The organism is Dolichospermum sp. LEGE 00240, from assembly GCF_015207875.1.
GTDB lineage: Bacteria > Cyanobacteriota > Cyanobacteriia > Cyanobacteriales > Nostocaceae > Dolichospermum > Dolichospermum gracile.
This window is the reverse complement of the sequence record NZ_JADEVZ010000002.1, coordinates 52,408-77,653: the sequence shown is the minus strand read 5'-3', so window position 1 is coordinate 77,653 and position 25,246 is coordinate 52,408. Positions and strand designations below refer to the sequence as shown.

At 38.8% G+C, this 25,246-nt stretch carries 18 protein-coding genes; 11 read left to right on the top strand and 7 right to left on the bottom strand.

Features of this window, described 5'->3' with window-relative positions:
* The first annotated feature begins 12 nt into the window (after positions 1–12).
* The gene (thiS, locus tag IQ226_RS00350; RefSeq protein WP_193890687.1) at positions 13–225 is read left to right on the top strand and encodes a sulfur carrier protein ThiS; all 213 of its coding nucleotides are present in this window, start codon (positions 13–15) and stop codon (positions 223–225) included.
* Positions 226–289: 64 nt separating this feature from the next.
* Entirely contained in the window at positions 290–1,507 is a 1,218-nt protein-coding gene (locus IQ226_RS00345) for a glycoside hydrolase family 10 protein (protein WP_193890929.1), read from the top strand.
* Between the two features lie 125 nt (positions 1,508–1,632).
* Here the strand turns inward: IQ226_RS00345 and IQ226_RS00340 are convergent, their stop codons facing one another.
* Positions 1,633–3,108 carry a site-2 protease family protein gene (locus IQ226_RS00340; protein ID WP_193890684.1) on the bottom strand — a complete coding sequence of 492 codons (1,476 nt, stop codon included), beginning with the start codon at positions 3,106–3,108 and terminating at the stop codon, positions 1,633–1,635.
* 317 nt (positions 3,109–3,425) lie between these two features.
* Between IQ226_RS00340 and purH the strand changes: the two genes are divergently transcribed.
* The 3 genes from purH (at position 3,426) to rppB (ending at position 7,753) form a co-directional block, all read left to right on the top strand.
* A complete protein-coding gene (gene purH, locus IQ226_RS00335) occupies positions 3,426–4,949 on the top strand; it encodes a bifunctional phosphoribosylaminoimidazolecarboxamide formyltransferase/IMP cyclohydrolase (RefSeq protein WP_193890681.1) in 1,524 nt (507 codons plus the stop codon).
* Between the two features lie 707 nt (positions 4,950–5,656).
* Positions 5,657–6,343, top strand: a complete 687-nt coding sequence (rppA, locus tag IQ226_RS00330) for a two-component system response regulator RppA (protein ID WP_193890928.1) — start codon at positions 5,657–5,659, stop codon at positions 6,341–6,343.
* 24 nt (positions 6,344–6,367) lie between these two features.
* On the top strand, positions 6,368–7,753 hold the full coding sequence (rppB, locus tag IQ226_RS00325) for a two-component system sensor histidine kinase RppB (RefSeq protein ID WP_228039164.1): 1,386 nt from the start codon (positions 6,368–6,370) through the stop codon (positions 7,751–7,753).
* Here the strand turns inward: rppB and IQ226_RS00320 are convergent.
* The 3 genes from IQ226_RS00320 to IQ226_RS00310 all read right to left on the bottom strand — a co-directional run bounded on the left by IQ226_RS00320 (position 7,713) and on the right by IQ226_RS00310 (position 11,117).
* On the bottom strand, positions 7,713–9,014 hold the full coding sequence (locus IQ226_RS00320; RefSeq protein ID WP_193890679.1) for a hypothetical protein: 1,302 nt from the start codon (positions 9,012–9,014) through the stop codon (positions 7,713–7,715). The genes rppB and IQ226_RS00320 overlap by 41 nt on opposite strands.
* 119 nt (positions 9,015–9,133) lie before the next feature.
* Positions 9,134–10,225: a cysteine synthase family protein gene (locus IQ226_RS00315; protein ID WP_193890676.1), complete on the bottom strand. Its 1,092-nt coding sequence runs from the start codon at positions 10,223–10,225 to the stop codon at positions 9,134–9,136.
* Positions 10,226–10,736: 511 nt separating this feature from the next.
* Complete coding sequence (locus IQ226_RS00310) at positions 10,737–11,117, bottom strand: hypothetical protein (RefSeq protein WP_193890673.1); 381 nt, start codon at positions 11,115–11,117, stop codon at positions 10,737–10,739.
* Positions 11,118–11,886: 769 nt separating this feature from the next.
* On the opposite strand from IQ226_RS00310, the gene IQ226_RS00305 reads away from it, so the two are divergent.
* The 6 genes from IQ226_RS00305 (at position 11,887) to IQ226_RS00280 (ending at position 19,972) form a co-directional block, all read left to right on the top strand.
* Positions 11,887–12,366, top strand: coding sequence for a YbjN domain-containing protein (locus IQ226_RS00305; RefSeq protein WP_193890670.1), 480 nt, complete (start codon positions 11,887–11,889; stop codon positions 12,364–12,366).
* 35 nt (positions 12,367–12,401) lie between these two features.
* The gene (locus IQ226_RS00300) at positions 12,402–13,127 is read left to right on the top strand and encodes a biotin/lipoate A/B protein ligase family protein (RefSeq protein ID WP_193890667.1); all 726 of its coding nucleotides are present in this window, start codon (positions 12,402–12,404) and stop codon (positions 13,125–13,127) included.
* A 247-nt stretch (positions 13,128–13,374) separates the two neighbouring features.
* Entirely contained in the window at positions 13,375–14,229 is an 855-nt protein-coding gene (locus tag IQ226_RS00295; RefSeq protein ID WP_193890664.1) for a transcription factor RcaD, read from the top strand.
* 58 nt (positions 14,230–14,287) lie between these two features.
* Complete coding sequence (locus tag IQ226_RS00290) at positions 14,288–16,396, top strand: ATP-binding protein (RefSeq protein ID WP_193890661.1); 2,109 nt, start codon at positions 14,288–14,290, stop codon at positions 16,394–16,396.
* Between the two features lie 27 nt (positions 16,397–16,423).
* Positions 16,424–18,973 (top strand): DNA translocase FtsK, encoded by a 2,550-nt coding sequence (locus tag IQ226_RS00285; RefSeq protein ID WP_193890658.1) that lies wholly within the window; start codon positions 16,424–16,426, stop codon positions 18,971–18,973.
* Positions 18,974–19,087: 114 nt separating this feature from the next.
* A complete protein-coding gene (locus IQ226_RS00280) occupies positions 19,088–19,972 on the top strand; it encodes a ParA family protein (RefSeq protein WP_193890656.1) in 885 nt (294 codons plus the stop codon).
* Between the two features lie 196 nt (positions 19,973–20,168).
* Here IQ226_RS00280 and IQ226_RS00275 read toward each other — a convergent pair whose 3' ends face one another.
* The 3 genes from IQ226_RS00275 to IQ226_RS00265 all read right to left on the bottom strand — a co-directional run bounded on the left by IQ226_RS00275 (position 20,169) and on the right by IQ226_RS00265 (position 25,016).
* Positions 20,169–21,899: an asparagine synthetase B gene (locus IQ226_RS00275; protein ID WP_193890654.1), complete on the bottom strand. Its 1,731-nt coding sequence runs from the start codon at positions 21,897–21,899 to the stop codon at positions 20,169–20,171.
* Positions 21,900–22,203: 304 nt separating this feature from the next.
* Entirely contained in the window at positions 22,204–22,803 is a 600-nt protein-coding gene (locus IQ226_RS00270) for a superoxide dismutase (RefSeq protein WP_193890653.1), read from the bottom strand.
* 596 nt (positions 22,804–23,399) lie between these two features.
* The gene (locus tag IQ226_RS00265; RefSeq protein ID WP_193890652.1) at positions 23,400–25,016 is read right to left on the bottom strand and encodes a bifunctional pantoate--beta-alanine ligase/(d)CMP kinase; all 1,617 of its coding nucleotides are present in this window, start codon (positions 25,014–25,016) and stop codon (positions 23,400–23,402) included.
* Between the last annotated feature and the right edge of the window lie 230 nt (positions 25,017–25,246).

The following is a 25,246-nucleotide window of genomic DNA, read 5'->3' as shown; positions in this document are numbered from 1 at the left end:
AATTTTTTCTCCATGTCCAATCAAATTAATCTCCTAGTCAACGGAGAACCCCGCAACTGTGTATCCCCAACTGCTTTACCCGAATTACTCCAACAGTTAGGTTTTAATCTGCGCTTAATCGCAGTAGAATACAACGGTGAAATCTTACATCGTCAATTTTGGTTAGAAACTCAAATCAAAAATGGCGATCGCCTAGAAGTAGTCACAATCGTTGGTGGTGGTTAATTCCACGCTTTTCTCTCCCAACTGCACACCATCAAATAAACCAGGAATCAACACAGAATCAGCGATGGAGAAAATAGTGATCAAATGGCAGCGTCAAACTAGAAAACTGGGATTTTTAGCAGTTATGATAGCCGTGAGTATGGTTGCATCCATCATGCTATCACTCCCCCTAAATGCTCAAATTCCCAAATCCACCGAATTACGGGGAGTATGGTTAACAAATATTGATAGTGACGTTTTATTTGAGAGCGATCGCCTAAAACAAAGTTTACGAACATTACACCAACTCAACTTTAACACCGTTTATCCCGCCGTCTGGAATTGGGGATACACCCTTTATCCTAGCAAAGTTGCCGCCAAAATCATCGGTAAAGCAGTAGACCCCACCCCCGGACTGCAAAAGCGAGATATGCTCAAAGAAATAGTCAGCGAGGGACATAAACAAAATTTAACAGTCATTCCCTGGTTTGAATTTGGCTTCATGGCACCTGCTGATTCCCTTTTAGCAAAAAATCGTCCTACTTGGCTCACCAACCGCAGAGATGGCACAAAAATAGTCAAAGAAGGCATACATAACCGAGTTTGGTTAAATCCCTTTCGTCCCGAAGTGCAACAATTTATTCAAGATTTGATAGTAGAAATAGTCAAAAACTATGACATTGATGGCATTCAATTTGATGACCATTTCGGCTTACCATCAGAACTAGGATATGATGCCTACACCACAGCATTATACAAAAAAGAACACCAAGGAAAACTTCCCCCCGCAGACTTCAAAAATCCAAAATGGGTAAATTGGCGAGCCAACAAAATCACCGATTTCATGAAGCGAGTATTTACAGCAATTAAAGCAAATAAAAAAGATTGTATCGTTTCTGTCGCTCCTAATCCCCAGCGGTTTTCCTACGAATACTTCCTTGCCGATTGGCAGAAATGGGAAAGAATGGGAATAGTCGAAGACCTAGTTTTACAAATTTATCGTAATGATTTAAACGTCTTTATCAGCGAATTAGAATATCCCGAAGTCAAATTAGCCCAAACTCATATTCCCGTCAGCATTGGCATTTTAAGTGGGTTAAAAAATCGCTCAGTTCCCATGACACAAATTCAAACCCAAATAGAGAAAGTGCGAGAGAGAAAATTTGCTGGTGTTTCCTTCTTCTTCTACGAAACCCTCTGGAACATGAGCCAAGAAAACCCCCAACAACGCCAACAAACATGGCAAAAAATCTTCCCCACACCCACCAATTACCCCAACCTATTAGCAAACTGGAAACCTTAAAAAATCTGACATTGCTGAATTGATGTATGAAACTAAAAAATTCCATCTCTGGAACTCTTGATCTCTGCGCCTCTGCGTCTCTGCGTGAGATAAATTCATACCTTTATTCAGCAACGCCAAAATTCCTAACTACCGATACCCAAACGCCCAGCCAAAGCCGGAGTTAAAGGTAAAAGAGTAGCAATCATTAAAAACAACGCCAAAAGACATAAAGCCGCCCTAGCATCATCTGGTTCACTAATTTCATTCAAACTAGGGCGTTCTAAATCCCGTTGTAAAAACAAAATCACAATTGCCCAATACATCGCCAAAGGATTACCTAATGATACAATAGCCAGTAAAACTATCGTCGCAAAAGTAGTTCTTCCTGCGGTTTTGCGTCCATAAATTGCTTGCACAATTCGCCCCCCGTCCAATTGGCCAGCGGGCATTAAATTCAACGCAGTGATAACTAATCCCAACCAACCAATAACTACTAAAGGATGAATATTCACCACCGGAGACTGTAAAGCCGAACCCAGGACAACCCGTGCCAAACTACCGACTAAAATTGAACCTTGAAAAAACTGATTGGGTAATTGGAATAAACTCCCTGGGTGAGAAAGTAGCAACCCTATCACCAGCAATAACAAAGAAGTAATCCCCCCAAAAGCCGGTCCTGCCAAAGCAATATCAAATAAGGCTTTACGGCTAGGGACAAGGGATTCAAACCTAGTAATTGCCCCAAAAGAACCAATTTGCACCGCTGGTAAAAAGAACGGCCAACTTAATTTGACTTGGTGACGACGCGCCAATAACCAATGTCCAACTTCGTGAGAGATCAAAATTACCGATAAACCCAAAGCAATAGGTAAAGCTTCTGCAAAGCGTTCAGGGTTGCTAAATAAATCGAAATTCTGTAATATACCCCCCACTTCCAAGCTTGTGGCGATAGTTGCTATCAACAAAATCACTGCAAAAGCTTTTTGTGCTAACTGGGCGCGTTGAGGGTCTGTGCGGCTAGGGAGAATAATGATGACAGGTTTACCGTCAGTATTTTCTACCAAAAATAGGCGATATTTATCTTCTAAGCGTTCCTGTAAACTTTTTGTCAGTCGGTTATGAACGGCTTCTGGTTCTCCGCGTAAGTTGCCTTTAAAAACCACTCCTTCTTGGTAGGGAATAGTTTCTGTGGCAAAAAATGTGTCAATGCCAAAAATACCTCTAATCAGACTTAAATCTGCTTCGGGTATGGGCGTTGGTTCTAATTGTAGTTCTGGGACTGTAACGGAACTATCTTTATCACCTTGGGCTGCAAGTCGCTCTGTTGCCCGTTGCTTGAGAATAGCATCTTGACCTGCTTCCCGTAATTTTCTACCCAGGAAAATATACAATCCAGCGGAAGCTACCACCAGGAACAAGATACCAACAATATTGATATAAATCCCAGCGGCAAATAATCCAAAGAACAAAAGCCAGGGAGTCATTAAGACAACTGATTGTAACCAGGCGAGGATGCCTAGTTTACCAAAAGGTCTGGCACGATAAAAGCCCCAGCCTAAAATGCCGGACGCTATCAGCACAATGGCTGCAATTATAGGAGTTTCCGATGAAGTAAACATCTCTAAACCTTTGCTATTGAGACCGAAGCTAGTACAAGTCCGGTTTTCTATACACTATTCATAATAACTTTGTTTGGATTCTGCCCGAATTATCCAGTTTTCTGAGGTTAAAGCCCTAATTATTTTAGATGATTTTTATGTGAGGCGGCACGGAATCATCAAATTCATTCATCCGCGTTTATCTGCGTTCATCTGCGTTTAATTATCTTATAAATCTGATTCCATGCAGTTTCATCTTAATTTGGTATGAACTTTTAACACCCTTTCGGTAAAATGTTCTTCTGTTTGCAATTTAGTCCAAAGGAATCTAGGGAATTATGGCGCGTTTAGCCCTGCTGAGTGTATCTAATAAAACTGGTGTAATTGATTTAGCCCGGAGTTTGGTTGAAGAATTTGGCTTTGATATCATCAGCAGTGGGGGAACAGCCAAAACCCTGAAAGATGCGGGAATACCAGTTACTAAGGTTTCTGATTATACGGGTTCACCGGAAATTTTAGGCGGTCGGGTGAAAACTCTTCATCCTCGCATTCATGGGGGGATTTTAGCACGGCGAGATGTGGCGCAAGATGTCACGGATTTGGAAAATAATCAAATTCGTCCCATTGATTTAGTCGTTGTCAATCTTTATCCTTTTGCGGAAACCATTGCGAAACCAGGTGTGACTTTAGCTGACGCGGTGGAACAAATTGATATTGGTGGACCGGCTATGTTAAGGGCTTCTTCCAAAAATTACGCTCATTTGACGGTATTATGTGATCCTGCCCAATATGGTGAGTATTTGCAAGAATTACACCAAAATGGAGAGGCATCTTTAGAGTTTCGCCAAAAATGCGCTTTAAAGGGATTTTTACATACTGCTAGTTATGATAATGCGATCGCTGCTTATTTAGCTGGCACACAAGCACAAGAATTTACTATTTCTGGTACACAACTCCAATCTTTGCGTTATGGAGAAAATCCCCACCAACCCGCAGCATGGTATCAAACAGGAAGTACCCCCACAGGTTGGACAGCAGCGACAAAACTGCAAGGAAAGGAACTCAGTTACAATAATTTGGTAGATCTGGAAGCCGCACGGCGGATAATTGCTGAATTTACAGCCAGTCCTGCGGCGACAATTATCAAACATACTAATCCCTGTGGAACTGCGGAAGCAGGCACAGTTTTTGACGCTTATCAAAAAGCCTTTAATGCTGATTCCATCTCGGCTTTTGGCGGTATTGTGGCTTTAAATCGGCCTATTGATGCAGCGACAGCGACGGAATTAACGAAGACATTTTTAGAGTGCGTGGTTGCTCCTGGTTGTGACGAGGAAGCTCAGGAAATTTTAACGAAAAAAGGCAATGTCCGCGTTTTGATTTTACCAGATTTGCTGACTGGACCAAAGGAAACTGTGAAAGCTGTAGCTGGTGGGTTTTTAGTCCAATCTGCTGATGATATCATTGCCGATCCTACTCAATGGCAAGTTGTCACTGAACGTCAACCCACTCCCTGGGAGTTAGCAGAATTACTGTTTGCTTGGAAAGTTTGCAAGCACGTTAAATCTAATGCTATCGTCATTGCAAGCGATCGCACAACCTTAGGTGTCGGTGCTGGACAAATGAACCGTGTCGGTTCGACAAAAATCGCTCTCGAACAAGCCGGAGAAAAAGCCCAAGGAGCATTCCTCGCTAGTGACGGCTTCTTCCCCTTCGATGATACCGTCAAAGCCGCAGCCGCAGCCGGAATTACCGCTATTGTCCAACCCGGAGGCAGTCTCAAGGATAAGGATTCTATCAAAGCCGCTAATGAACTCGGTTTATTAATGGTTGTCACTGGTGTACGCCACTTTTTGCATTAGGTAATCGGTAATGGGTCATTGGTCATTGGTCATTGGTCATTGGTAAAAACCTTATTCCCTATTCCCTATTCCCTATTCCCTATTCCCTATTCCCTATTCCCTGTTCCCTATTCCCTGTTCCCAATTCCCAATTCCCAATTCCCAATTCCCAATTCCCAATTCCCTGTTCCAAGCAATTTCTAAAATTGTTGTCTAAGGTACTTGCCATTTCAAAAAAAGGGTGATAAATTATATTTGTGTGTGAGGAGCAAGTTTAAAAAACGTCTGGGGTGGAAACACGGCAACACTCCCAGACGTTTTTTAATCTAAAAATATTTTGTAAAACACTTTTAAACCAAATTAAAATGAAGCTGCATGGAATAGGATTTTGAGAATAATTAAACGCAGATAAACGCGGATAAACGCGGATGATAATTACTCTGTGCAATCTTACATATAATTAGAGGCTGCTGATAGCGTAGCGTGGCGTTAGCCATATAAACCTAGAACTGAGATATATCAAGAGTTTGAAGGTAAGAAAGGTGAAATCAGTGCAAGGAATAAGGGTTGAAATTAGCAAAAACCTATCACTTGACCAGATTTAATACTATTCTTCTCTTCTTCTAATTCTTCCTCCTGACTCGGTGACTCCTGACTCCTAGCCCTCACAGACAACTTTTATGGCTTACGCCACGCTACGCTATCAGCAAACCCTAATTATTATTGTTATGCGGTTACTATTAGTTGAAGATGAACATGATTTAGGAAGTGGTATTCATAATGCTCTTATTCAACGCGATTATATAGTAGATTGGGTGGAAGATGGAGAGACTGCTTGGGATTATTTGCAGTCAATACCCCAAAGATATGAAATTGCGATTTTAGATTGGATGTTACCAAAGTTGTCGGGATTGGAATTGTGTAAAAGATTAAGAGCGCGAAAAAATCAATTACCAATTATGTTATTAACAGCTAGAGATAGCATGAATGATCGTGTTACGGGTTTAGACGCAGGTGCAGATGATTATCTTGTTAAACCCTTTGGTATGGAAGAATTATTGGCGCGGGTAAGAGCATTACAAAGAAGATTACCAAATTTTCAACCACCGCAGTTACAAATAGGTTCTTTAATTTTAGATTATAGTAATTTTTCAGTTATGAATTTAGCAGCGGAAAATTCTTCACCAATTATCCTCACAGCTAAAGAATTTCAACTTTTAGAATACTTCATGCAGCATCCTCAACAAATACTCACTCATGAACAAATTCGCGCTAGATTGTGGGATTTTGAAAGTGATACTGTGAGTAATGTTGTTGCTGCACAAGTGAGATTACTAAGACGCAAATTATCAGAATGTGGTTTTTCTAAAGCAATTGAAACTATCCGAGGTTTTGGTTATCGTTTTTGTGGATAGTGCCAAGATAAGAATATTAATTAAATGAACCACGAAGCAGCGAAGGACACGAAGGAAGAAAGGAAGAAGATAGGTAAAATCCAAGGTTGGATACCTAATAATTCACTCTTTAATCATTCTCGGTTTAAATTAGCGATTACCTATGCTGGTGTGATGGGATCAACTTTGTTACTATGTGGTTGCATCGCTCACAGTGTCATGGTACAAGCTTTTACTCGCACAGTTGATCGAGAATTGGAGGTTTTTGGTAAGGTTTTTGAGGATAAATTAAAAGCAGAGTTAAAAATTCCTGGGAAACTTTCTATTCCTACTCAAAAATCTTTACCAGGACTTTGTTTTAAACAACAATCTTGTTTACCCATTAAATCAGAATTAGATTTACTGAATTTATTAGCAGAAGGATATTATCTCAGGTTTTTAACAGTATCAGGAGAAGCTATTGCGGCTATTGGTAATAATCCAGATGAATTTCCTGCTAATATTCACCTCAATCATTCTTATGATATCAAAAATCGTCATGGTGAACTATATCATTTACATTTAATGCCCTTAAAAATCAACAATAATCAATTGTGGGGATATTTACAAGTTGGACGAACTGTACAACGATTAAATGATTATATGAATAGTTTACATTGGTTATTAGGATTGGGTATTCCCTCTTCTATGATCATTATTGGTGGTGCAGGTTGGTGGTTAGCAGGTTTAGCTATGCAGCCAATTGAAAAATCATATCAACAGTTACAACAATTTACCGCTGACGCAGCACATGAATTAAGAACTCCTATTACATCTTTACAAACAATTATCGAAACAAATTCAATTAACCCAGAAACTCAAAAAGCATTGAAGAGACAAATTAAAAGATTAGTAACATTAACACAGGATTTGTTATTATTATCTAGATTAGAAAGTGGATTACAAGAAGCCAAGTTACAGCAAATTTGTCTGAATGATTTAGTTGCAGATGTAGAAGAAGAATTAATGCCAATGGCTATGAATGCACAAGTTTTATTATCTAGTCATATTCCTGATCAATCTGATTTTTATATTCACGGTAATGAAAGTCAAATTTATCGAATGTTGTTGAATTTAGTTGGTAATGCCATTAAATACACTCCTGAATCTGGGGAAGTAAAAATTAGTCTGATGACTAATGATCATCAAGGTGTAATTACTATTAAAGATACAGGTGTTGGTATTCCTAATTCTGATCTTCCCCACATCTTTGAGCGCTTTTATCGAGTTAATGCAGATCGTTCTCGCAATACTGGTGGTTCGGGATTGGGTTTAGCTATTACTTTAGCTATTGTCCAAACTCACAAAGGTAAATTAGAAGTACAAAGTCATGTAAATAAGGGCAGTACATTTACTGTGATTTTGCCGCTCGTCTCCAAAGTAAACAAGTAACTTCAACTAACATAGATGTAATCATGGCAATAGCGGCGGCCATTGCCCCATTCATGCCCTTGTTAATAGCAAAGGTGGCAATTATTAATAAAGTTCCTGTTCCTAACCAAGTAGATAGATTGACGTGACCTGTGCGATTTTCACTGACTAAAAACCCCTGAGTTGCATTTTGTAAAGCCACAAATAATGGCACAATTGTACAAATTAAAAGTACAGGTTTGATGCTGTTAGCTAGGGTGAGATCATTACCAATAAAACTTTGCACAATACGATCGCCTATCGGTGTTACACTCATCAATAATAGTAAACTGGAACAAGCAGCACCGACACTAATAGCAAAACTCAGCAATTGGCGATCGCTCACTTGATGACGATATTTAATCACCATTTGCTGTACCATCCGGGTAGAATTGGCAATTACTAGAACCAGTCCCCAAGCCGCAGACCAAGCCGCAATGGCAATTGTCGCATCTTCAGCGCGGGCAAGAATGCTAATTAATATCGCTCTTCCGCCCCAAACCACCATCATAGAATTAGCTAGGGGTAGATAGAACTTCCACACCTGTGCTAAGTTGCGGGGTAAATTAGGTTGTTCTATTTGTGGTGGTATAGTTGCACCAGAAAGCCGAGCAAAAATTGTTACAGCTATTGCTTCGACAACCACTCCACTGATGAGGGCAAGTCCAGCAAGTATACCCCCAGATATGGGGAAGAAAAATCCACCCGTGAGAACTAATGCTAATGTAAATAACCTGAAAATACTGGCTTTGGCGACAGCACGAGACTGACCATGATAAATTAATAACCCCTGGAAATAACGCCGCCAAGCGATCGCAAATGGCCAAGCACCCATTAGTAATAATACTTGACTGACTGTAGTTAACATTGCTGATGGAATGCCCAACAGACTCACCCCGACAAAGTTAAAAATGATCGGTAATCCTAACAAACTTAATAAACAAGTTAGTCCTGCACCTACAAATAATGTAAACCGCCATAATGCCTTACGTGAATCTTGAGAACCAGCTAAAGCATTAGCAGCGTGCAAAATCATAATAATCGGACTTTCAAAAAATATTGCCAAAGATTTAGCAATACCTACAGCCGCTAAGTTATTTTGAGCATCAGGAAGATAAGCCAATGTAGTGGTCATCATCGGATCACCACAGGCCATAGTTACATCACTGAGAGACAAAGGCAAAAATTCCCGCCATAAACTCCCTAAACTAACAGCTTGAGATTGAGTTTCTTTTAATTTCATATCATCACGACCCTATGTGTGCAATAAGCGCAAAAATTCCCGCCATAAGCTCTTACTCTTTGCGCCTCTGCGCCTCTGCGTGTTAGCGAAGCGGGGCGAAGCCTGAAAAATTCTCTCTATCACACTTGACTCCTACCGACAATATCCCATGGTACAGGTAGAAGATTCCCAATTGCTGCTATCAAATTAGTATTTTGAAGAATGTTAATTCCTTGTGCTGTCAGCCAATCAGCATTGTAAACTGTTTCTAGATAGCGATCGCCCCGATCAGGATTAAGTAGTAACATAGTTTGAGGGTGAGTAGATCTTTGAGTATCTGCTAAAGCTGCGGCCACAATTGCACCAGTGGAAGCACCTAAAAGCATACCTTCCTGTTTAGCCAAAGCATGACAAACAGAAAACGCCAAAGCATCATCCACGCTATAAGCCGCATCTAACACCTGTGGGTCAAAATTGGGGGGAACGAAAGATAAACCCAGTCCAGTCATCTTATAGGGGTGTCTGGGAGTACCAAAAATTGCTGATCCTGCCACATCTACACCAATAATTCTAGTTTGGGGATAATGCTTTTTAAAGTAGCGACTAATACCACCTAATTGTCCGGCTGTGCTAACTCCAATAACAATAGCATCCGGCGCACCACCAAAAGCAGTTTCTATTTCTCGCGCCGTCCAAAGTTCATGGGCATCAGTATTAATAGGATTTTTATGTTGACAAGGATACCAAGCACCAGGAATATTTGCGGCTAATTCCTGAGCTTTTGTCATTCTTGCTACCTGCATCGAACCTTGAGCATCAGCAGCACTTAAAGGCACTTCTACCAATTTTGCACCGTAGGCATTAAGCATTCTTCGCATGGTGACAGGGGTTTTGGCATCAATCACAATCATTACCCTGTAACCCTTGGTAGCGCCCACAATTGCTAACCCAATACCAAAGTTACCAGAACTAGATTCAACAATTGTCCCACCCGCTCGCAATAAACCCTGTTTTTCGGCTTCATTCACCAGATAAGCCGCATTTTTTTCTTTAATACTACCACCAGGATTACAAGATTCTAATTTTAAATATAAATGATGATGTTGACAACTTGGATAAATTCGATTTAATCGGACAATAGGAACGTTACCTAGTGCGTCCGTCACCGTTGCCAATAGGGGTGATTTTGGCAAGTTGGTTCTGAAGGTTGGGTTTGGAGAGTAAGTAAGCATTGTGATTAGCTCGATACTGTTCATCTCACAAGATGCCAACCCCAGGTGAAATAAAGGTGAAATTATCAATCTAATGGCAAACCAAATGCTGGCTTCACTGGCAAAATATAGAGTTCCCGAAATGTTCCGCTGATGATCTTAGATTTTGGCATTTTGGCAGATAACCATTTTAGTTTCCGGCTTTAATGGAATATCAACAGGGTTAAAGAAAAACTTGAGAAGTTATGGATGCAGGGATTACCCCACCACTAGAGACTTCCACCCCAAATGATAAATGATAGATGCGGTGCTGTCAAACTCACAAGAAATATTGCAACATTGCAAATCATAGCCAAGCCAAAGCCAACAGCCATTGCATAACAGTTGCCAAGAAAATTATATATTAATCAAGCCAAGCGACTGCCTCATGAACAAATGGAACTATCAAGTACAAAATTGCCATGTACAAGTAGAAATTAACTTGAAAATAGTTAGACTATGAAAAAATGATGAAAAATTAACAACTTAGCTTTTAATCACGAAGCATTTGGGAGATGATGGCATCAGCTTGCAGTCTTTTGTAAGTCAAGTGAACTAGGTTAGCTTCATCTAATTGTCCACAAACATAGCAAGCTAGGCTCAGAGCATCTAATAAAATTAAGGTAGTAATACCTTCCGCGGCTAAAGATGATATATACTCAGAAACTCCTTTGGCACAGGTCTCTGCTGGCATCAGTACCAATAACAACCGTAAACAATCTGCTGATGCCATCATTCCATCTAATTCATGGGTCTGGGTGGCTAATTGAACAATACCCAAAACGATTTGATTGGGGGAAATACCTTCTTTGATGAGTAGGGTGAAGAAGGAAGTTAAATGACATGGGGTGCTGTGGTCAAGCTTAATATTCATAGTGCTTATTAAAATCAGTGTAACAATAATCGCAGATTTTTGGGCTAATCCGGAAAAATCTCAAAAAAGTTTTTGGGGGTTTTTCGGATTTTTTACGTCAGATTCTGGAACCTTGTAGCAGATAGCACCCCAATTTGTCAATTTGAATTTTGATCAATGCTCGTACGTTATGTAACTCACGATTTAACTCACAGTTCCAGGTCCCTTGATGCTAAAAATAAGCAAATCGTTCCTTTTTCCTTGTTTTTACATCTTGTGACGCTAAACTAGCGAGTAATTTTTGCGCTACGCCAAAATAAACTGCTTTGGTTTACCTATTTTAACTAAAATTAGTAGCTTATGTAACCGACAGCAGAAATTTAATGATGTAACATAAACAAAATGGGCATCAGTCTGGTTAATAAGACACAATAGATAATAAATTTACAAATCTTTACCTAAAGTTAAAGCCCAATGAAGGTGAATGTGACTTACATCTAAATGTTTCTGGATGTGAACTCCTGAAACCGGGAAAAAATAATTGAGAACTTAATCAAGTTTTACCCGTGCAACCATAAGTCTAGCCTATATCATAGTAGTTTACAAAATTTGGTATAAGTCCCCGTTCTTGAGGACGGAAAAATACTTGCCGCGCTGCGTACGCTTCGCTAACGTCAATCCAAAATCAAGTGACATTTCTAGTTGGGAAGACAGGTGGATGAGATGCTGGCATTTTTGGTAGCATAATAGTAGATTAAAGCAGTGACTATATTACTGAGAAAAAATCTGTATGGCCAGCTACCTAGAAACCCAATCTCCAGATGAGTTACTGGATGAAGTTATTCAAGAAACCACAGCCCCAAATCATGTGGAAGTTATTGAAAATGTAATTGATACCCTGGCACAAGATCAAAGTGCAATGGTTAGTCATGGTTCTGAGGGTGAGTATCTGTGGAAATTCCAATATGGCAGTGTAGAAGTATTTGTGCAGTTAACGGGAATTACTGATGAAGATACGATCACGGTTTGGGCTGCGGTGCTAAAGTTACCTGTACAAGATGAAGCCAGGTTGACACGATATCTCTTAGAGTTAAATTGTGTAAGTACCTTTGAAGCCCGCTTTGGCATTATTGATCATCAGGTGGTGGTGATTTCTACACGCACTTTAGCGGAGTTGTCACCAGGGGAAGTTTCCCGCATCATTACTATTGTTGCGACTATTGCTGATGATAATGATGAATATCTGCAATCCGAGTTTGGTGCAGTTTAGGTTTCGATAATTTTAGTTGAGGGATGTGATATTTAATGCCTGATTCGCAGGTGTGGCGACTTATTCCCATTTTAGCAGCCGCTGGTGATGTTCAGATGGCTATAGACCGCTGGTTATTAGCACAACATGAGTCGGGGCAACATCCGCCGACTTTACGTTTTTATACTTGGTCGCCACCCGCAATTTCTTTGGGTTATCATCAACGTCAATATCCTGAATTTTGGCAAGATTTGCAGTGGAAAGGGGAGAAATTAGATTTGGTGCGTCGTCCTACAGGTGGTAGGGCTGTTTTACATCAAGGTGATTTAACTTACTCTGTCGTCACGTCTGGACTGAGGGGAAATCGTTTGGATGTGTATGGGCAGATTTGTGAGTTTTTGATTCAAGGATGGCGATCGCTCGATATAGAATTGTACTATGGTCAAGCTGGACGCGGTTATATTCACAATCCTAATTGTTTTGGAACAGCCACAGGTGCGGATTTAGTCTTAGCAGATGGTTCTAAACTGATTGGTAGCGCTCAATTACGGAAAGGTGACGCAGTTCTTCAGCATGGTTCTATGCGGTTAAATCCAGATCCGGAGTTGTTTGCAAAGGTATTTAATCAAGAGTTTTTTCATCCTATCCAATTTCCAGAAACTATCAATCAAGAAACAATAATTAAGGCTTTAATAGTCGCAGCTTGTGATTGTTTTGGTATGGAAATAGAGGTAATACCTTTGTCTCAAGATGAGTGGAATTTGATTTTAGCAAGTTGTTGATTAGGGTAGGTTTTTAGGTGTTGCTGAGTAAAAGTATGATTTTATTATGCCTACGGCACGCTGCGCGAACACGCAGAGACGAAGAGGCGCAGAGAGTAAGGGTTTGAGAGATGGAATTTTCGACTTTCATACCCCAATTCACCAACGCCAAAAATCGCTCTTATTAGAGTTAATATAGAGACTGTGTGTTATTTTTTTGTGATTCGCGCTAAAGTAGTCAAGTATCGAATACAGCAAGACTAACCCTATGGAAACGAAAGAGTTAAAGTTCATCTTAAAGCTGTTGGGATGTCCCAATTATCGTACTGGCTTGAGTTCTAGCACTTTTGATAGTTTTAAAGGTGAGAAAAACAAAATTTGTCGAGATTTGGGGGAACTGGAATATGTAGACTATTCCCGCGAAATTGCCACAGTCAAGATTTTACCTCCTGGTCAAGCACTACTGAAACTCGACTCGGCACAATTACCTATTGATGATAAAGAACTGAAGGTACTGGAGAAGATAGGTAAGAGTTCTGGAAAAATAGCCCCCAGTGAAATCAAAGTTTCATCACTAAAATCAGATGAACGGGACGCAATCTTAAAAACCTTGGGTGAACGGGGTTTGATTGCTATTGAAATCAAGATGAAAAGACTTAAAGCTGAAGTTTGGTTAACGGAAAGAGGAATTGAGGTTTTGCGGGATGAATATAATCCCGAAGGAAAAGCAAATATAGACTTTAATTTGCTGGGTAATTATGTGCGTTTTTTGCGGAAGAATTTGCGAGTTAAGTCAAAAAAAGTTTCTACTTTAGTTTCTGATAATTTGGAATCATATTCTGATATTACTAGCAATATCAGTGATGAAGAAATTTTAGAGACTATCAAGAAATTAGATCGGGAATTGGGTACAGAGAATTATTTACCAATTTTTCATTTACGGCAAAAGTTACAACCGCCTTTATTACGAGATGATTTAGATCAGGCGTTGTATCGGTTGCAAAAAAGTGACAAAATTGATTTTAGTACCTTACAAGAAGTCAGTGCTTATACACCAGAACAAATTGACGCGGGAATTCCTCAAAATATTGGTGGACAACTGTTCTTTATCATAGTTAATTAATAGGTTTTCCAATATTTTTCATTTTTTCATCACTTCTTCCTCTCACCAATGTGTATCTATGACAGACATTAAGGACATTATTAAACGCGAGGTCAACCCTTTTGACGTGATTAATTTAAAGCCCACTAATTTTTGGGCTGAAGAACAAGATTCAAAACTCATGGTTGAGTCAATTCATCAAGAGACAATCATAGAAATTGAAGGTTTACTTGATTTAGTAGGTAAAGATCATCGTAGTCGTACAGCTTTATTAGCTGGTGAGTCTGGTTCTGGTAAAAGTTATTTATTAGGTCGGCTTAAACGTACTCTTAACCGAAAAGCCTTTTTCGCCTATATTCTCTGTAATTGGGCTGATAGTAGTAATATCTGGCGGCATATTTTACGTCACACCGTTGATAGTTTAATTCAAGTTCCTGAAGGGGAAAAAGAATCACAGTTAATGTTGTGGTTGAAAAGTTTAACCGCATTTACAAGAAGTGATATCAAGCAACGAATATTTAATGATAATTTTTGGGAAGCATTACAAAGTAATCGGCAAGAATTTATCAAACACCTGAAAGATACTTATAAAAAAGCAGGTATTTATAACCCTGATATGTTTTTTGGAGTGCTGCATGATCTCGCAAATCCAGAATTATATGATTTAGCTTGTGAATGGCTGCGTGGTGATGATTTAAATGAAGATTCTATGAAGGCAATCAAGGTCAAAACCTGCATTGATACAGAAGATGCTGCAAAAAATATCTTAGCAAACTTTGGCAGAATTTCTACGCAAACCCAACCGATTGTTTTATGTTTTGACAATTTAGAAACTATGCCTCAATTACCAGAAGGTTTCCTGGATATACAACCTTTTTTAAATGTCAATACAACAATTCATGGGAACAATTTAAAAAATTTCTTGGTGATAATTAGCGTTATTACTAATAATTGGAATCGGCATATTGACCGAATTTTCCTAGCTGATAAAGCAGGAATACATAGAAAAACTAGGTTAAAAGATATTACACTCGAACAAGCAGAATCACTCTGGACTTATCACTTAAAACCATTACATCAACTAGCAAATCCCAGACCTGAATCTCCTATTTTTCCACTAAATCGGGAAATGTTGGAGAAAAACTACCCCGGTAGTAAAACTAAACCTAGAAATGCACTAACTCTAGGTCGTGATGAATATCAAAAATATAAAGGTTCATTATTAGATGAAAAACCAAAGCCCGAACCAGTTACAATACAAATAAAGGTGACAACACCCAATGAAAAAACTGTTCCTAAACCTATAATCATTGTTCCACCACGATCTCAAGATAATCAAGATACAATTCAAGCAGAATTTCAATTATTATGGCAGCACGAATATACAAAAAGCCAGGGGAAAATTACCAAGATTTCTTTGTTATCATCACCTGATTTAATTCAGATGTTGCAGCAGTCTATATCTACTTTAAAAATACAGGGAGTTAAGTCTAAACTTTTAAGCGGAAAATATGCTAGTTATTCCTTGAGTTATCAACATCCTACAAATCGGCAAAAATTGGGTATAGTTTGGACAGAAGACTCCAATATGACCAGTTTTTATCATGTAATGAATGCTTGTCAAATAGTAATTCAAAAAAATCTCTGTCAAACTATGCACTTAATTCGTGCTGGAGATTTAGGAAAACCAAATCTGGCTGGAAATCAACTCTATAGACAGATTTTCACGAATACTAATCATGTTCATATTAAACCAAGTCTGTCTTCTATTCATTACTTAGCAACATATCAAAGTCTGGTAAATTCTGCCAAATCTCAAGAGTTAGTAATTGGTGGGAAACCGATTAATTTACAAAGATTAGAAACCTTAATTAATGAAGCTGAGATATTGAATCAATGTACTTTATTACAGGATTTAGATATTGTTTCTAAACAAGAAAAACAGTCAGATACAAATGGTAAGGTTAGAAAAGATTTAAGACCTGTTAAAGATTTCTTATTAAATCTCGTGAAAACTCAAGGTTATATGGGATTGGCTACATTGATTTCACAGGCTTCCAGTCAATTTTCTGATGTAAAAGAAACTGAAATTCGGAGTTTGATTGAACAACTATATCAAGAAAAAAAAGTGGAAACAGTAAATCCAGAAGCTAAATTATCAGAACAATTAATTTGTTTAATTCCGTAAGTTCATTTATTACAATATGATCAGCCAATGCACTACCTGACAGAATCTTCTGAGATTTACAAGCAAATTTCCCAACTGTCCCTATCTAAAACTCTATGGATAGATACGGAAATTGCTGATTGGTATACCGATAAACCAAAATTAGCACTAATTCAGGTATTGGCTGATTATACAGATTTAAATGGTGAATCTGCTTACATTTTTGATGTTTTAGATCAACCTGATTTAGCTGTATATTTCATTAACCAAATCATGGTTAATTCCCAAATTGAGAAAGTTTTTCATAATGCTGGTTTTGATTTAAAATATCTAGGAAAAGAACTAGCGCAAAATGTCACTTGTACCTTCAAAATATCTAGAAAAATCACCAAAGAAGTTTTACAAACTACCAACTTAAAACTAAAAACTCTAGCTGCTGAACTCTGCCATTTTTCTAATGTAGACGCAGAAGAAGGAAGCAGTGATTGGGGAAAACGTCCCCTGACTCAAAAACAGTTAAACTATGCAGCAATGGATACAGTTTATCTCGCTGCTGTTCATCGTCGCTTACTGGAAATATCCAATCCTGATGTTATCAGTCGTGTATTTAATATGGTAAATAATAAATCTGAAAATTCCTCTTTAACTCCTACTAAAGTTAGATTAGCTTTTGAGTGTCCGCGACTATTTTATCTAAATCATAATTTTAATTGTAAAGCAATATTCTCTTCTAAAGATACCATTACTGGTATTGGTAATATCTTTCACCAACTAGCGGATAATTTTATTAATTTACTGCTAATTGAACCCAGATTTAAAACTTTATTAAATCCATCTGCAACACAATTAAAGGTAGATGTAATTACGTTGGAAATTCAACAACTATTCTATAAAATTAAGTTCTTTCCCTATTTACAAAATGCAATTGCAAAAGACGCGAGTAAAGCACCTGTATTACTACAAGTTTGGCAAGGTTTACAAGGATTAATTAAAAAGTTTACTGAATTGTTGATCATCAATCGTCGTTATTGCAGTGCAGAAACAGTTATTCAGAATACTTTTATTTCTGAAGAACGCAGTTTAGAATATTACTTTGATTTACCTAATGGGACAAAACAATTAATTAGAGGTGAGTTTGATTGTCTGGTTTTTAATTTTGAACTTAAACGCCTTTGTATGGTAGAATTTAAAACCTATCAACCTGTAGATTCAGCAGCACAATTAGCGCAAGTTTCTCTCTATAGTTATATGTTATCGAAGCGGAAAAAACCACCTATTGATTCTGCTGTTTATTGTGTTTTACCAGAATTTAAAGAATACAAATATTCTTGGGAACAACTAGAAAATACGGTTCATCAATTAATTCCCTATAAATTATTACAAATGCAACAATGGTTGAGTTGGGAATCTCCCAATCCTAACCCACCACCTGCGACAACTCAACCTCATTTGTGTGAAATTTGCCCCCAAGAACAAAAGTGTCAGACTTTTTTTGGTGTTGAATCTAATCATGATCAAAATTCAGATACAGAACCTCCTAGAAAAAAGCCCGAGCCATCTATTAATGCTGATGAAATTGGCGCATCTTTAGTGGCAATTCTAGAATCTTTTAAGGTTAATGTAGATTATTATGGTGCTGATGTAAGTCCGGCATTTATTCGGGTGAAAATTAAACCACATTTAGGTGTGAAAGTTCCTTCAATTTTGAAATTATCCACAGATTTACAAGTACAATTAGGGTTAGAAAATCCCCCTTTAATTGCTCCCCAAGCTGGTTATGTCAGTGTTGATTTACCCCGTCAAGATAGGCAAATTGCTAAATTTGAAGATTTTATTCAAAAGCAATTTTTACCCCCAACAGCACCCATAAAAATTGCTATTGGGGTAAGTATTGATGGTAAGTTATTAGAGGCTGATTTATCAGATCCAAATACTTGTCATTTTTTGGTGGGGGGAACAACAGGCAGTGGAAAAAGTGAGTTTTTGAGATCCTTACTCCTCAGTCTACTATATCGTCATTCCCCCCAAGATTTAAAAATTGCCTTAGTTGACCCCAAGCGGGTAACATTTCCCGAATTTGAGCAAATGTCATGGTTATATGCACCAGTTGTCAAAGATAGCGATCGCGCCGTAGAATTAATGCAGGAACTAGTTGCAGAAATGGAATCTCGTTATCAGAAATTTGAAAAAGCTAAATGTGCAGATTTAATGACCTATAATCAACGTTCTTCCCCAGCTTTACCGCGTATTGTCTGTATATTTGATGAATATGCCGATTTTATGGCAGAAAAAGAAATTCGCACCATCTTAGAACAAAGTATCAAACGTTTAGGCGCAATGGCAAGAGCCGCCGGTATTCATCTAATTATTTCCACACAACGTCCAGAAGCGAGTATTGTCACCACAATTATTCGTTCTAACCTACCTGGACGAGTCGCCCTGCGTACCTCCAGCCAAGCAGATTCATGTATTATTCTGGGTGGAAAAGAAAAAACAACAGCCGCTTATTTATTAGGCAAAGGTGATTTAGTTTACCAAGGTAGTTCGCAACTACAACGTCTTCAAAGCTTATTAGCACAAACTATTCAGCTACCTTAAAAAGATCCCCGACTTCTTAGAGAAGTCGGGGATCTAAGTAACATAACTAAAGTTAAAATTTATTAGATAATATGAACGCTATATCATTGGGAAAGCGTCAGTAGAGGAATTAAAATGGGATATGTAATTGCAACCGCAAACATGAAAGGTGGAGTCGGTAAAACCACCATTACCGTGAATATAGCTACTTGTTTAGCCAAGAATCACGGAAAAAAGGTACTTGTTTTAGATTTAGATAGTCAAATCAGTGCCACACTGAGTTTAATGTCACCCGTTGACTTTGCTAAACGTCGCAAACACAGAAAGACATTTAGATATTTACTAGATCAAATTATCAACCCTGAACCAGAGGCAAAATTTACAATTGGGGACATCATTCAACCTCAACTTTGTAACCTGACAGGATTAAATTTATTACCGGGAGACATAGATTTATATGATGAATTTGTGGTTTCAGAAATGCTGCATAATCAATCAGTAGCATTAGGAGAACAGGATTTTGAAACCATCTGGAATCGCTTTGAAAGGGTCTTAATTAGAGATATTTTAGAACCCATCCGCAATGAATATGATTTTATTCTTTTAGATTGCGCTCCCGGTTATAATCTCTTGACTCGAAGTGCTTTAGCTACCAGTGATTTCTACATTCTTCCCGCTAGACCAGAACCCCTATCTGTAGTCGGAATTCAACTTTTAGAAAGACGCATTGCCCAATTAAAAGAAAGTCACGAACATGAAGCCAAAATAGATATTAAAATGTTGGGAATTGTCTTTAGTATGTCCAATGCCAATCTCCTGAATGGTAGATATTATAAACAGGTAATGCACCGAGTGGTCGAAGATTTTGGAGTAGATAAAATCTGTAAAGCTCAAATCCCTGTTGATGTTAATGTAGCCAAAGCTGTTGATAGTTTTATGCCTGTTTCTTTACTAAGTCCAAATACAGCCGGTTCTAAAGCATTTATGCAGTTAACTCAGGAATTATTGCAGAAATTGTAAATTAACAATATAGCGGTATGTACTAGTAGTCTGTCAAGAACTAATTTACGGGTAAATAAATTTTTCTTCTTCCTTCTTCCTTCGCGCTCTTTGCATCCTTCGTAGTTCATTTCTTCTTTATCCGTGAAAATTTATTTGACAGACTACTAGTCACCAAATCCTAAAGCCGATAGGGGTGGGGTTTCCCCGCCCTCAATCATATTGATTTATTGACCCCCAACCAGATTTCCAAACTTACTAATAACCATAATTTAATGCCATATCTACCCCAAACATCCCCCTTAAAATCTAACCATTCACGCAATATATCCTGATTAATATAAGCTGATATCTCACTTTTTTTATTTAACAATAATTTCCTGGCTTGCCGTTGCCAATATTTTCTAAATCCCAATTGCACGGGAACCATCATCCCACTTTTAGGACGATGAATAATCCTATCTGGTAAAATATCACTCACTGCGGTTTTCAAAACTGCCTTTTCTTCTACTCCTGAAAGTTTATATTCTGGAGGAATTTGCATACTTAATTCAACTACACGCTGATCAAATAATGGTGATAAACCCTGTAAATCTGCCGCTTGGGTTAAATTATTCACCTTGGTTAAAATTTGATCAGCACCTTTAAATTTAATATTCAATGCCATTAATCTATTTAAATAATTGACATCGGCATTTAAATCATCATAAAATACAGAAGATTCATTAGATTCATTTTTTAAACTTTGCCAAATTTCCGGTTTTAAAAGTTGCGGTAAGTCTAAAGCGCACTTTTGAAAAGAAATTAAAAATGCTTGTAATGAATCCTGATTATTAATAGCACCATATAAACTATTAATTAACATGGGTTGATTTTTGGGACCACCAAAACAAGGATCTCCACCTTCTCCATTCAGGGTAATTTGCACATTTTTCCGCGCAATTCTCCCTATTAATAAATTAGGAACTGTCAAAGGATCACCAATAGGATCATCTAAATAAGCCATTGTTTCTGGAAGACGTTCCCACATATCCCGAAAGGTAATTTCTAAGATGTGATGTTGAGTTTCGCAATGTTTGGCAACCAAACTAGAAAATTCTAATTCATTTGCAGTTTCTGTCCCAAAATGAATAGAATAGGTGTGAATTGGTGCATTATGTAATTTTGCCGCTAATGCGGTAATACTACTAGAATCTAAACCACCAGAAAGGAAAACACCAACAGGTTGATTTTCGGGTAAATATTCTTTAACAACTTGTTCAAGTAGAGAACGGAGTTTTTCCCCATACCATGCTAAAGATTGATTTGTGTCTATAATTTGTTCTTTGAGTTGCCAATAATGATAAACTTGTTGTGATGGCATTTGCAGAAAACTACCAGGACGAATTTCCTTGATATCTTGCCAAAGTGTCCTTTCTCCTGGCACAAATGCACAACAAAGATAATCTCGTAATGCGACTAAATCTAAATTATCAGAACGATAAGGTGTCAGAGTTCTTAATTTTGGGGCTATCCAACAAGTTGCACCAGTTGTAGTATAATATAAGGTGCGGCTACCGATAGCATCTCTAATTAAATATAATTCCTGTTTTTCACAATCCCAAACTACTAAACCAAACATTCCCACTAGGAGGTTTAAACATTCAGAATTGTATTTCTGCCAAAGTTGGGCTACTATTTGTTGATGACTGCAACTATCATGAATATCCATTCCCAGTTTTTGCAGTAATTCTCTGCGATTAGTTAAGCAAATATCTCCAACTACGACAAATTTTTGATTATAACTGATTGCCAAGTTATCTGATTCAGCAATAACGGCAAATTGCTGATCTTGCCAAATTATATCTTTTGTGAAATTATTGATTTTTCCATAAGCTACACACCAACTAGACTTAAATTCAATATTTGTAATGGCAGACTGAGAACTTTTAAAAAAATTAAATAGCATGAGTTTCAATACTTGTCGGTTAAGCTCAAACAATAAAATTGCGTAGATTGGGTTGACGCAACCCAACCCAACATTTATAGCGGTTATCGTTCGGACTCAATACAATTGAGGGCGGGGAAACCCCGCCCCTACAGGTTTTACGATTTGCTGATTGTATCTCACTCAAGTGCATACCGCTATGTAAGCATTTGTTGGGTTTTACTATCGTTCAAGCCAACCTACATTTCCTTAACCGAACAGTATTGGATAAGGGGTAATAAGTAAAAATCTTAGCAATTACCCATTACCCATTACCTATTAAAATCTAAGCGGCGAAATTTGCAGCAACAAAATCCCAGTTCACCAAATTATCTAAGAAATTCTTGATGAATGCAGGACGAGCATTTTTGAAGTCAATGTAATAAGCGTGTTCCCAAACATCAATGGTTAACAGTGCTTTTTTACCATGTGCGAGGGGGTTTTCGGCGTTGGGGGTTTTGATAACTTTTAGTGTACCACCATCATCAACCAACCAAGCCCAACCACTACCGAATTGAGTTGCAGCAGCGTTAGAAAATTCTTCTTTGAATTTGTCGAAGCTACCAAAATCCTGATCAATTTTAGCAGCTAATGCGCCTGTAGGAGCGCCCCCACCCGCTGGTTTCAAGCAATTCCAGAAGAAGGAGTGATTCCAAACCTGAGCAGCATTGTTGAAGATTCCAGCTTTTGTAGAATCACCAAAAGCGATTTGAATTACTTCTTCCAAAGACTTGTGAGCTAATTCTGTACCATCAACAAGCTTGTTCAAATTATCTACATAAGCTTTATGATGCTTACCATAGTGATATTCAAAGGTTTCAGCCTTCATGCCATAGGATTCTAAGGCATCAGAAGCAAAGGGTAAAGCTGGTTGGGTAAATGCCATTTTGTGAAATCCTCTCTTTACTGTTTTCTAGTTGAAAGCTATTGCCAGAGCTAGGCAAATTACAGGTTTCGTATTCAGCAAGCCCTAGTACCGCTTTGCGGAAGTCAAAAGTCAAAAGTCAAAAGTCAAAACGAATAGATAATCAGCTTTCCAGCAATTTGGAATGGTCTGTTTATTTCCGCTGACCTGTACTAGTTAATCTTGTAATACAAAACTTAACATTGCTATTCTACTACCAAAGTGAAAATTCCCACCAATTAGTTTATAAACAAAGCAAATTTCATCTATTTAGACCAAACTCCTAACTTCTCTCTGTTGCCTGGAGTGCCTGAAGCGTGAGCAAAAATCCCAGCCTAATATAATTATCAGGAGATAGGCTAATATCCATCCCTCAAACTCTTATTCTCTGCGCCCGGAGCGCCTCTGCGTGTTCGCGCAGCGTGCCGTAGGCATAATAGAAACATACTTTTACTCACCCTTAAAGGGGATAAGTGGATGTAAAAAAGCAAGTTATTACCTTATCAAGTATAGTCGGCGCTCACCACTGTTTTGCCCTTGAGGAATTTGGGCGCAGGGCCTGCGCCCCTACGGGTGATCTACCAATGGGATAGGCGCTGGTTGTAATGGCTAATAATTTGTGCTGCTACTTCAGAAGCAGTTAAACCGTCGGTTTGCAGTTCAATGGCATCAGCCGCTTTTTGCAAAGGGGAGACTTTCCGGGTGCTATCTTTGAAGTCGCGTTCAGCAATCTCCTGTTCTAGTTGTTCTAAACTCAAGATTGAACCTGTTTTTTGAAAGTCTTGCTGACGACGACGCGCTCGTTCACCGACGGAAGCGGTTAAGAAGATTTTGATTTCCGCATTGGGGAAGACGTGAGTGCCTATGTCTCGACCTTCTGCCACTAACCCCCCGCGTTGTCCCCAACTTTGCTGCTGTTTGACCAAGGCTTGACGAACTGCACTTTGGGCAGCGATCGCCGACACTAGAGATGTTACCTCAACTGTGCGAATTTTTTGAGTAACGTCAATGTCATTAATCTGGACTCGGACGGGAGTTTGCAGACTTTGACTAGGAGTGAGTTCAATTTTGCAGCGAGTGGCTAATTCCGCCACAGCACAATCGTCATCAATGGCAATTCCCTGTTCCATGACTAGCCAAGCGATCGCCCGGTACATAGCACCAGTATCCAAGTACACCAAACCTAATTCCTGAGCCACTTGACGAGCCACCGTAGATTTACCAGCACCAGCCGGACCATCAATAGCAATAATCGGTTGGCGTAATCCATTATTACCATCGCGCAAAATCGTATTATCAATTAACCGTGTAGAACCAAGACGAGCAGCGATCGCCAACATTCCTTCATCCTCAACTTTTTCTAAAAACATCAACGTATTCGGTTCAACCAATTCAATATATTCCAAGCTGATAGTGCTAACTTTTGCGATTTCTTGCCGCGCTAATGCTATGAGTTCACCACTGTCACGAACGCCAGCCCGAAACGCCGCTTCAGCTTGCCGTAAACCTTTAAATAACACAGTTGCTTGCTCTTTTTCTGTAGCCGTCAAATATTGATTACGAGAACTTAAAGCCAAGCCGGACACCTCCCGCACCGTAGGACAAGGAACAACTTCTACTGGCAAATTCAAATCAGCTACTAACCGTTTAATAATTGCCAATTGTTGACCATCCTTTTGTCCAAAGTAAGCTCGGTCAGGTTGTACCAAGTTTAAAAGCTTAGTGACAATAGTTGCCACACCAGTAAAATGACCTGGACGAAAATTACCACACAAGCTAGATATCATATCAGATGGAGGGATCACTTGTGTCACTTGAGTTGCTGCTATATTCTTCCCCGGTACACCAATTTCTTCCGGAGTTGGGGCAAAAACTACATCAACTCCCGCCTGTTCACAAAATTCTCGGTCTTGTGCCAAAGTGCGAGGATAGCATTGATAGTCCTCGTTCGGTCCAAATTGCAGAGGATTGACAAAAATACTCACAATTACCGTCGCATTTTCCTGTCTAGCCCGTTTAATCAAACTTAAATGCCCCTGATGTAACCCTCCCATAGTTGGCACTAAACCAACCGCTGTGGGATACCAACTGGTTTGTTCATCCAGTCCGAGATCATCTGGTAGCCTCAGATGGCCTTGCCAGCGACGATGATTTAAATAGCAGCGTAAAGCTACAACTGTTGTCAGCACGAGCACAAAATACCCCTAGTTTCTATCCTTTCCCCCGTTAGTGTATATCCGATAGCGCAGCGTGGCGCAAAGGATAATTGGGAGATAAAATCGAAGAACCAGGGGAATTTAATCGTGAAAAGCGAAAACAGAGTCACGAAGAGGAAAAGGGCAGGGCAAGGGGGAATATTGGGACTTAGCTGGCAATCAGCCCTGTATAAGCTTCATAGAAAGACGGGGCTTCCCCCGCTCGCTGC